Below are 10,243 nucleotides of genomic sequence, written 5' to 3'. Positions count from 1 at the left end.
ACCGCGGACCATCGTCTCTGTATGAGATGAGGGGTCTTTTTTATTTTACGAACATGGAGGCATCGGTAACGATGAGAGAAATTACAGTTTATAATACTATGACGCGCCAAAAAGAGGTGTTTAATCCTGTAACACCAGGTGAGGCAAAGATGTACGTATGTGGTGTTACACCATATAATCATCCTCATATTGGCAATGCACGTCCATTCGTAACATGGGACGTAATTCGTCGCTACATGAAACATGTAGGCTATAAAGTAACATATGTACAAAACTTTACTGATGTAGATGATAAGATCATCAATACATCTAATGGTGAAGGTGTATCTTGGGATACTATTGCAAACCGTTATATCGATAGCTATTTTGAAGTAATGGATGCACTTGGTGTACAACGTGCTGATATTTATCCTCGTGTTTCTACACATATCGAAGACATTATCGCTATGATTTCTACATTGATTGAAAAAGGCTATGCTTATGAACTCGATGGTGATGTATATTATAGCGTTGATAAATTTGAACATTATGGTGAGCTATCTGGCCGTACATTAGATGATATGGAAGCAGGTGCTCGTATCGAAGTTGATGGTCGTAAGAAAAATCCTATGGATTTTGCATTATGGAAAGCAGCAAAACCAGGTGAACCATATTGGGAAAGTCCTTGGGGTAACGGTCGTCCAGGCTGGCATATTGAATGTTCTGCTATGAGCCAAAAATATTTAGGTACAGAATTTGACTTCCATGGTGGTGGTAGTGATTTGATCTTCCCTCATCATGAAAACGAAATTGCCCAATCTGAAGGTTGTTCTGGTCAACATCCATCTGTACGCTATTGGTTACATAATGGTTTCATTACCATTAATTCTGAAAAAATGTCTAAATCCTTGAATAACTTCTTCTTGGTAAAAGATATTTTAGAACAATATAGCCCAGACGCATTGCGCTACTTCTTGTTGAGCACACATTATCGTAGTCCATTAGATTTCTCTGATGAACGTTTAGAGGAAGCAAATAAATCCTTAGAACGTTTAAGCACTGCTATTGAAAATCTATTGTACCTTGAAAAATGTGAACCAGGTCCATGTGATGAAGCGCAACACTTATTAGAAAAAGCTAAAGAGTATGAAGAAGAATTCGAAGCAGCTATGAGCGATGACTTCAATACTGCATTAGCTACATCTAGCATGTTCGGTCTTGCTAAAGAAATCAACATTTACTATCAAGTTGTAACAGGCCGTGAAGGTGTTGTTTGCCAAGAAGCTATTGCTGAAGTTAAACGTATCTTCAAGTTCATGACAGAAGTAATTGGTATTCTTGAAAAAGCATGGGAAGGCAACACAGGTGCTAATGCTGCTGAATATGAAGAATTAATGCAAGTGATCTTGTCTGTACGTCAAGCGTGTCGTGATCAAAAACAATGGGCATTAGCTGATTGTATCCGCGATCGTTTGGCTGAAATCGGTATTACTATTGAGGATTCCCCTCAAGGTGCACGGTGGAAAAAGCGTGAAGTTTAAACAATTTCAATTCTTAAAGAATGAAGCAATAAAAAAGTTGACGGCTCTTGAACAAGAGCCGCTTCGTTTGCGTAAACGAACTATTGAGGAGTGCCTCAGTGCAGATGCAGTTATGCTTGCCTATATTGGCGATTCCGTATACTCCATGTATGTTCGTGAGCGAGTAGTACAAATGAATATATCTAAGGTACAAGTGTTGCACACCATTGTTACTGAGTTTATTTGTGCTAAGTCACAAGCGAAGGTATTGCTTGAAATAGAGGATACTTTCACAGAACAAGAACAAGCTATTGCACGACGTGCTAGAAATAGTAATGTAAATGTGCCAAAAAGTAGTTCTGTTCAAGAATATCGTAGTAGCACAGCTTTTGAAGCCGTACTTGGATTTCTTTATGAAACACGTCAAGATGAGCGCTTACAAGATGTTATGAAGCAAGCCTTTTCAATAACTCTACGAGGTATGTAGTATGGATAATTATATTGTAGGCCGCAATGCGGTTAAAGAGGCCCTTAGAAGTGGTCGCTCTATTCAACGCATTATGGTCAGTGAAGATAAGGTAAAAACTGGTCTAGCTGATATTGTTGGCCTTGCTAAATCTCAAGGCATTGAAGTGCGTCCAACACCTATCAAACAAATGAATAAATATGATTTAGAGGTACCACATCAAGGGGTTATCGCTCTTGTATCTGCCGTTCAATTTAAAGAACTAGGTGAAGTGCTGCAAGAGACGAATCATGAGGTACCTTTGCTTATCCTAACAGATGGTGTTGAGGATCCGCATAACATGGGCGCAATTATCCGTACTGCGGAATGTGTAGGGGCTACGGCCGTTCTCATTCCTAAGCGTCACAATGCACCTATTAATGCTACCGTAGCTAAAACATCGGCAGGTGCCATTGAGCAAATTCCACTTGTACAAGTTGGGAATGTAGCCCAAACCATTAAACAACTTCAGAAACAAGGTTTTTGGGTCATGGGCGCTCATATGGAAGGGGATCGCACCTTATACGAGGCAGATATGACAATTCCTACAGTTATCGTTATCGGTAATGAAGGTAAGGGCATTAGCCGCGTTGTGAAAGAGGCTTGTGATTTCCTTGTTACCATCCCTATGTATGGGAATTTAAATTCTTTGAATGCATCTGTGGCAGCCGCCGTTCTTATGTATGAAGCGGTACGTCAACGTCAAGCGAAATAATTATGTTAAAAGATATCTTAATTGTAGATGGATATAATGTGATATTCGCCTGGACTCATCTAAAGAAATTGGCTCATGAGTCATTAGAACATGCTCGTATGGAGCTTAGAGATAAATTGTTGAATTACGGAAAATTCAAGGGATACGAAGTTATCCTTGTGTTTGATGGTAAGTATACAAAATCTGGCGGCTCTATAGAGGCTATTACGAGTGGATTTCTAGAAGTCTATACTGAGGATGGAGAGACGGCGGATTCCTTTATTGAACGAGAGGTATTTTTGCGGAAAGGCAAATATACCAATGTATATGTTGTAACCTCTGATGGAGCAGAACAAAATCAAATTCTTGGATCTGGGGGCTTACGGATTCCAGCTCGAGAATTGCAAAATATGATTCGCATGGCTAAGGAAGAGGAACGACTACAATACGCTCATGAACATAGACGAGATCAATTTAGCTTGCGACGTAATGAAGTAGGAGGTTTATTATCTCCTGAAGTAGCTGAAAAGCTAGAGAAATTACGGCGTGGCCATTGATAGTTGAAAATCACATATACTTCCAGTATAATGAATATATTGGTTTTTCTGCTCAATTGTAAGGAGGAGCATATGAACAGTATTCATACACGCAAGTCCGATTACAATTTCAAAGAAATGACTGATGAGCAAGTTGTGGTCATAGCTCAAGAAGAGCAAAATGAGTTTGCAATCGATTATATTGTTAATAAATATAAAAACTTTGTTCGTGCAAAGGCACGCTCTTATTTTTTGGTAGGTGCTGATCGAGAGGATATCATTCAAGAAGGAATGATTGGCCTCTATAAGGCTACGCGAGATTTTAAACATGATAAATTGGCGTCCTTTAGAGCTTTTGCAGAGCTTTGTATAACTAGACAAATTATTACAGCTATTAAGTCGGCAACAAGACAAAAACATGCGCCTTTAAATTCTTATGTATCGTTAAATAAACCGGTATATACAGAGGAATCAGAGCGTACGTTGATCGAGATGCTATCCTCAGCAAAGGTTACCAATCCTGAGGATCTTATTATCAGCCAAGAGGAATTGGATGATATTGAACGCAATATTGGTCATATTTTAAGTGAACTCGAGTGGGAGGTCTTGGAAGGATATCTAGATGGACGTTCTTACCAAGAAATGGCTGAGGTCACAGATCGCAGTGTCAAATCTATAGACAATGCATTACAAAGGGTTAAACGTAAATTAGAGAAGTATTTAGAACATCGGGTTTTGGATTCTCCCAGAGCCACACAGGAAGGATGACAGTCGTGACAAATTTCTTAATGATTGTAGAAGTTATCGTATCTATCTTATTAATCGTAGTAGTTGTTGCACAGAATAGCAAAAACGCAGGCATGGGCGGTGCTGTATCTGGTGCGGCAGACTCTTCTTTTGGTGGTAAGCAACGCGGTTTAGACGCTTTCTTATCTAAATGTACGATTATATTGGGGATTATCTTTGCTGTGTTGAGCTTAGTGTTAGGGGCAATGATTAATCAATTCTAATGATGAAAGCCTGCTTTGCAGGCTTTTTCTTTTTTCAGAATAAGGAGGTGAAGATTTGAAGAAGAAAGTATTAGACTTTTATAAATCTATACAACCACATGCATATCATATTGAAGATGCTGCTATGGATAATCACATCCGTGGTGGTAAGGATCTTGAGATGTTTATTCGTTCAGCAAAAATGCTTGCTCGAGAAGGGGTGCTAACATCTTCTCGACCTGATGTATATCAATATGCAGAACAACAAAATGAAGAATATGAAGGTATTTATAAGGGCTATCGTAAGTCGTATGGCTTTGTGATTATGCCTGAAGATGAAGATATATATGTAGCAGAACAAAATAAAGGGACTGCTATGCACAATGATAAGGTTCGAGTTCGCATTGTACATTCTAACTATACTAAGCATAAACGAGAAGGCATTATCGTTGATGTGATTGAACGAGCTAATGAGACGGTTGTAGGTACCTATGACAGACAACAACACTTTGGCTTTGTTATCCCTGATGATGAACGGATAGGGACTGATATCTTTGTAGACTTAAAAAATACATTAGATGCACGTAGTGGCGCAAAGGTACTAGTCAAAATTACAAAATGGCCGGAAGGCGATAAGAAGCCAGAAGGTATTATTACGGAAATTCTTGGCTATAAAGGTGATGTAGGTCTTGATATTAACTGTATCATGGCTAATCATAAGATTCCATTCAGTTTTCCAGACGATGTTATCAAAGCTAGCAAGAAAATTGATATGGTTATTCATGAGGATCCAAAGCGTTGGGATCTTCGGGATTTGCAAATGGTCACCATCGATGGTGAAGATGCGAAAGATCTTGATGATGCTGTGAGTGGCCGAAAATTGCCAAATGGTAATTATGAATTAGGCGTACATATTGCAGACGTAAGTCATTATGTAACATCTGGACAAGCCATTGATAATGAGGCTTATAAACGAGGTACATCTGTATATTTAGTGGACAGAGTAGTACCGATGTTGCCAGAGGTATTATCTAACGGTATTTGTAGCTTAAATGCTCATGAAGATCGTTACGCCATGACATGTATGATGGAAATTGATCATAGCGGTAAGGTTGTAAATTATCGTATACGACCTTCTATTATTCACGTAGGTCGTCGTTGTAGTTATAAAGAAGTGTATAAGGCACTGGAAGAAAATATTATTCCTGACGATTTACAAGACTTTATGCCAATGCTTCGTGATTTAGCAGAAATCTCTAAAATTCTTAATGCAATGCGTCGTCGTAGAGGTGCATTGGACTTTGATTTTCCTGAGTACAAGGTATTACTTGATCATGATGGTATACCGTTGCGCATCGTAAAACGAGATCGTACCATGGCGGAACGACTTATCGAAGAATGTATGCTCATTGCCAATGAAACAGTGGCTACACATTTAGAGCATACACACCGTACATCGGTATATCGTATTCATGAGAATCCTAGTGAGGAAAAACTAGATTTATTCCAAAAGGTGCTTAATTATTTAGGTCAAAATCTAGTCCTTAGTACTGATGGTGTAACACCACGGGATTTCCAAAAAATCTTAGATGTAGTAAAAGGGCAAGATATTGAGCAAGTGGCTCAAATTATGACCCTGCGTTCTATGCAACAAGCTAAATATAGTACTAACAATGTGGGTCATTTTGGCTTGGCATCTACATGTTATACGCATTTTACATCTCCTATTAGACGATATCCAGACTTAATGGTTCACCGCCTTTTAAAAGCGGATATGCATTGGAAAGATGGATATACAAAACGGGATGTAGATGAATCATTCTTGGCTAGTGCGGTAGAACATTCTTCCTTGCAAGAGCAAGTTGCCACTGAGGCCGAACGAGATACGGTTGATCTTAAAAAGACACAATATATGGTTCCATTTGTAGGGGAAGTCTTTGAAGGCACAATTTCTAGCATTACGTCCTTTGGGATGTTTGTGGAATTAGAGAATGGTATCGATGGTCTTGTACATATGAGCATGATGAACGATGATTACTATTTCTTTGATGAAGAACATTTTGTGCTCGTAGGTAAGAGAACCGGTAAAACCTATCACCTAGGTGAAAAGGTAACTGTTACATTAGTAAAAGCCGATGTAGAAAAGAAACAAATCGACTTTGTACTAGGTGAAGTTAATAACCTAATGGCTATTCAAGAACAATTGCGCAGTGGTTCTGACTATGCAACTAGTCGCGATAGTTTTGGTGGTCGTAAGGGCCGTAAATCTTCGGGGAAATCTGGTAAGAAATCTTCCCGACGAGATAGTAGTAAATCTGGACGATCTAGATATGATACTTTCAGTAAAAAATCTAGTAAGGGCAAATCAAGTCGTAAGAAGTCTAATAAAACATCGAAGCGTAATCAATCTAAGAAATCCAAAAGTAAACGTAAACGATAGAGGTACATATGGCAAAACAATCTAGTCCATCCCTTATTGCTGATAATCGTAAAGCGCGTCATGATTTTAATATTCATGAAACCTATGAAGCTGGTATTGCTTTGACAGGTACTGAAATTAAATCCATACGCCAAGGTAAGCTGAACCTAAAAGATAGCTTTTGTCGCATTGATAAAGGTGAGCTCTTATTGTACGGTGTTCACATTAGCCCATACGAACAGGGGAACCGCTTTAATCATGAACCTGAACGAACTCGCAAATTGTTGATGCATAAATCTGAAATCAATAAACTGCACGCTCAGGTTAAGGAGAAAGGATTCTCTTTAGTGCCGCTTAATTTCCATTTTAGTCATGGTTATGTAAAGGTAACCGTTGGTCTTGTAACTGGTAAAAAGCTGTATGATAAACGTCAAGATATGGCAGAACGCGATGCTAAACGAGATATTGCTAAGAGACTTAAAGAACAACAAAAATATTAAATTTAAAAGATCGAGTCATAATGGCTCGATCTTTTTTGTGATATTTGTCAACTTATTCTGCATTTTTAGTTGATAAATGTGTATATTGAATTTATAATGTAAACAAAGAGTCGTGTTTGTGGTTGACATTTTCTAGGTAGAGGAGAAATATCATGAATCAGAACATTCGGTACATTACTGAGGTCGCTATTTTAACGGCTATGATTACTGTATTAGGGGCTATTAAAATACCTAATGTTATTCCAGGTATAGAGTTTCAATTATCGGCCCCGTTGGCGGTAGCAATATGTGCCGTATTTGGATTTAAGAAGTATATTATTAGTGGATGTCTATCTAGCTTAATTGGCCTAGCACTAGGTACTCAAACTATTTTAAATGTTATGATTGCCATGCAATTCCGCCTCATTGTAGGTCTAATCCTTTGGATGTGCCATAATCACTTGATCGGTATTATGATTTCAGGCCCAATTGCATCTGCCTTAGCGCGGTTGACCTTGTCCGTATATATTGGTAAAGCCGCATTACCTATGGTTGCCTTAGCAGTACCTGGCATGATTTTCACGGTTGTTATGGCTCCAGTATTTGTAAAGGTATTCCGTAAAATTCATAGTCAAGCACACCAAAATAACGTGATAAAAGGCAAGGTATCATAATGAGTGAATTATATAGTATACGCATGCGTGCAGCACAAGGTGGTCCCCATGAAAAAGGGGGCCACCATATTTCTGGAGCAGAGCGTATCGTAAAATTAGAGGAAATTGGAGCTATAGCACAATCGTTGGCTGAACGTGCTTTACATCATAGCAAAGGAACTGCTGATTTTATAAATATTACAGTAGATTTGATTCCACCGGAGAAGATTTTCTATATAGACTGTCTAACAGTAGAGGAACATAAAACTAGTAGCATTCATGAATCTCATCAATTGGCAATTGAACTTTTACAAGGTACCACTATTACTAAAACTGCTGTTAGAAAAGCTATCGGTATGTTAAAAAATTTAGATACATCCATGCGCGGCGCTATGTTAGTGGATGCTATTTCAGGTGAACGCTTAGATGAAGGCAATCGAGGTGTACGTGTGAGTCATATGGACTCCTTTGACTCTCATGCATTAGGTGACAATGAGCATATGAGGGAGGCTTTAGTACTAGCATCTAAGGTTCAATCCGCTGATGGTGTTGTTGGTGAATTATGTTGGTCTGATGATCCAGATTATACAGTAGGCTATGTGGCATGTAATGGTGTATATCATCGACTTCCCAATATGAAAGAATTAGGGTCTAATATAGGGGGACGGGTTTTCTTTGTACGGTCTGATATAGATAGTGAAAGTGTAATTGAGTATTTGGAGAGTGCTCCAGTACTTGTTCAACGGAGATAACATGTACGAATTTTTTAAAGAACAATTAGATGCTAAGGTACAGAACCATAATTTACGAACCTTAAAAGAATACTGCCCTATAGATGCAGTGCACGTGAAGCGAGATGATAAAGAATATTTGATGATGGCTTCAAATAATTATTTAGGCCTTACCTTTGACTCCCGCGTAATAGAAGGGGCTGTAAAAGGAGCTCAACAATATGGTACAGGATCTGGTGGTTCACGCCTCGTATCTGGTACGTTTCCATTATTTACTGACCTTGAAAATGAATTAGCAAAATTTAAGAATACTGAAAAAGCCCTCGTATTTAATACGGGTTATATGGCCAATGTAGGAACTATTTCTACTATAGCTGATAAGAATACTATCATTTTTAGCGATGCTTTAAATCACGCTAGTATTATTGATGGGTGTAGATTGAGTAGAGGTTCTGTAAAGGCTTATAGCCATTGTGATGTAGATGAACTAAAGTATTTATTAAAGCAAGTAGATCGTAATGCACGAAAGCTAATTGTCACAGATGGCGTATTTAGTATGGATGGGGATATTGCACCACTAGATAAACTGTATGAATTAAGCTGCGACTATAATACATTACTTATGGTTGACGATGCCCATGCAACTGGAACTATTGGTAATGGTCATGGTACAGCGGCCTATTTTGGACTTGAAAAAGAAGTAGACATACAACTTGGTACATTGAGTAAATCTTTAGGCTCTGTTGGTGGCTATGTAGCTGCAAATAGCACTATCATAGATTATCTCGTTAATACGAGTCGTAGTTTTATATTCTCTACCGCATTATCTCCTGCTGATATAGGGGCCGCCTTAGCTGCACTACATGTTCTTGAATCAGATGTATCTGTTTTACGGCGATTACATGAAAATGTAAACTATATGGCAGACCAATTGATTTCCATAGGAATTGATGCTACCAATGAAACACCAATTTTTCCAATCCTTATTGGACGTAACGAGGATACATTAGCCGTTTCGAACTATTTGTATGAGGCTGGAATCATTGGAACTGCTATTCGTCCACCTACAGTACCTATTGGTGAAAGCAGAATTAGACTAACAGTGACTGCTGCGCATAATAAAGAACAAATAGATTATGTGTGCCAATCACTGCATAATGCTATGAAACAGTTATAATCATGATAATAGATAATATATCCACTAAAGATAGTGATAAAAGAATCCTTGGATTGGTAAAGTTGTCAAATTTAGATAAGTTGAGAAGGCTAAGAGTACTGAATATACCGAATTAGTGAAGGTTTCATATAATTGACAGTAATACTAAATAGGCTTATAATTATGAGACCGACGTACGGGGATGTAAAGGTTTCGACAGGGGTGCGTGTGGTATAGATAGCGAGTCGGCGTTCCATGAGGCCGTTAAACGGTGGAAAAACATTTAAACGCAGAAGAAAATTTTGCATTAGCTGCATAAGCTACGTCCCTCATACTTGTGCCTACCAAGTGTGAATGGACGTCAAACCGTAGGCTGGCTTAATTCAGTTGTTCATATGAATTAGGCGAGACAACATGAACTGGGGTTGTGTAGCTTGTCTGTGAGCGGTAGCAACCTGAGATTTAAATCATAGACTGTGCTCGGAGAAGTCTATATGGCAACACTTTTGGACAGGGGTTCGACTCCCCTCATCTCCACCAAATAAAAAGCAACATACGCCAATATCGACGCATAAAGCGAGC

General features: G+C 38.6%; 11 protein-coding genes and 1 other RNA gene. All 12 read left to right on the top strand.

The annotated features are described in order from the left end of the window. Positions 1-71: 71 nt before the first annotated feature. The 12 genes from cysS to ssrA all read left to right on the top strand — a co-directional run bounded on the left by cysS (position 72) and on the right by ssrA (position 10,201). Positions 72-1,520, top strand: a complete 1,449-nt coding sequence (gene cysS, locus QZR70_RS07160) for a cysteine--tRNA ligase (protein ID WP_105089263.1) — start codon at positions 72-74, stop codon at positions 1,518-1,520. Continuing rightward, positions 1,510-1,986, top strand: a complete 477-nt coding sequence (locus tag QZR70_RS07155; RefSeq protein ID WP_295794124.1) for a Mini-ribonuclease 3 — start codon at positions 1,510-1,512, stop codon at positions 1,984-1,986. Before cysS ends, QZR70_RS07155 begins: the two co-directional genes overlap by 11 nt. Before the next feature lies 1 nt (position 1,987). Further along, the gene (gene rlmB / locus QZR70_RS07150; protein ID WP_009351349.1) at positions 1,988-2,719 is read left to right on the top strand and encodes a 23S rRNA (guanosine(2251)-2'-O)-methyltransferase RlmB; all 732 of its coding nucleotides are present in this window, start codon (positions 1,988-1,990) and stop codon (positions 2,717-2,719) included. A gap of 2 nt (positions 2,720-2,721) precedes the next feature. Then, positions 2,722-3,255: an NYN domain-containing protein gene (locus QZR70_RS07145; RefSeq protein WP_295794123.1), complete on the top strand. Its 534-nt coding sequence runs from the start codon at positions 2,722-2,724 to the stop codon at positions 3,253-3,255. 72 nt (positions 3,256-3,327) lie between these two features. Beyond that, positions 3,328-4,002, top strand: coding sequence for an RNA polymerase sporulation sigma factor SigH (gene sigH / locus QZR70_RS07140; protein ID WP_105089260.1), 675 nt, complete (start codon positions 3,328-3,330; stop codon positions 4,000-4,002). A gap of 5 nt (positions 4,003-4,007) precedes the next feature. After that, on the top strand, positions 4,008-4,244 hold the full coding sequence (secG, locus tag QZR70_RS07135; protein WP_004695991.1) for a preprotein translocase subunit SecG: 237 nt from the start codon (positions 4,008-4,010) through the stop codon (positions 4,242-4,244). A gap of 55 nt (positions 4,245-4,299) precedes the next feature. Further along, entirely contained in the window at positions 4,300-6,663 is a 2,364-nt protein-coding gene (gene rnr, locus QZR70_RS07130) for a ribonuclease R (RefSeq protein ID WP_295794122.1), read from the top strand. A gap of 8 nt (positions 6,664-6,671) precedes the next feature. After that, positions 6,672-7,142, top strand: a complete 471-nt coding sequence (gene smpB / locus QZR70_RS07125) for an SsrA-binding protein SmpB (RefSeq protein WP_004697155.1) — start codon at positions 6,672-6,674, stop codon at positions 7,140-7,142. Between the two features lie 152 nt (positions 7,143-7,294). Continuing rightward, a complete protein-coding gene (locus QZR70_RS07120) occupies positions 7,295-7,795 on the top strand; it encodes a hypothetical protein (RefSeq protein WP_295794119.1) in 501 nt (166 codons plus the stop codon). After that, positions 7,795-8,526, top strand: a complete 732-nt coding sequence (locus QZR70_RS07115) for a 6-carboxyhexanoate--CoA ligase (RefSeq protein ID WP_295794117.1) — start codon at positions 7,795-7,797, stop codon at positions 8,524-8,526. Before QZR70_RS07120 ends, QZR70_RS07115 begins: the two co-directional genes overlap by 1 nt. Before the next feature lies 1 nt (position 8,527). Further along, positions 8,528-9,682: an 8-amino-7-oxononanoate synthase gene (gene bioF / locus QZR70_RS07110; RefSeq protein ID WP_295794114.1), complete on the top strand. Its 1,155-nt coding sequence runs from the start codon at positions 8,528-8,530 to the stop codon at positions 9,680-9,682. A 177-nt stretch (positions 9,683-9,859) separates the two neighbouring features. Further along, positions 9,860-10,201, top strand: a transfer-messenger RNA (tmRNA) gene (gene ssrA, locus QZR70_RS07105). The last annotated feature ends 42 nt before the right edge of the window (positions 10,202-10,243 follow it).

The sequence above is a fragment of the uncultured Veillonella sp. genome, from assembly GCF_900545205.1.
In the GTDB taxonomy this organism is placed as follows: Bacteria; Bacillota; Negativicutes; order Veillonellales; family Veillonellaceae; genus Veillonella.
This window is presented reverse-complemented; position numbering and strand designations above follow the sequence as displayed.

Bases quoted from the DNA above. Each gene is read 5' to 3' on its own strand.
- smpB (WP_004697155.1), top strand. From the start codon at position 6,672: ATGGCAAAACAATCTAGTCCATCCCTTATTGCTGATAATCGTAAAGCG.
- QZR70_RS07120 (WP_295794119.1), top strand. From the start codon at position 7,295: ATGAATCAGAACATTCGGTACATTACTGAGGTCGCTATTTTAACGGCT.
- rlmB (WP_009351349.1), top strand. From the start codon at position 1,988: ATGGATAATTATATTGTAGGCCGCAATGCGGTTAAAGAGGCCCTTAGA.
- cysS (WP_105089263.1), top strand. From the start codon at position 72: ATGAGAGAAATTACAGTTTATAATACTATGACGCGCCAAAAAGAGGTG.
- QZR70_RS07145 (WP_295794123.1), top strand. From the start codon at position 2,722: ATGTTAAAAGATATCTTAATTGTAGATGGATATAATGTGATATTCGCC.
- sigH (WP_105089260.1), top strand. From the start codon at position 3,328: ATGAACAGTATTCATACACGCAAGTCCGATTACAATTTCAAAGAAATG.
- bioF (WP_295794114.1), top strand. From the start codon at position 8,528: ATGTACGAATTTTTTAAAGAACAATTAGATGCTAAGGTACAGAACCAT.
- QZR70_RS07115 (WP_295794117.1), top strand. From the start codon at position 7,795: ATGAGTGAATTATATAGTATACGCATGCGTGCAGCACAAGGTGGTCCC.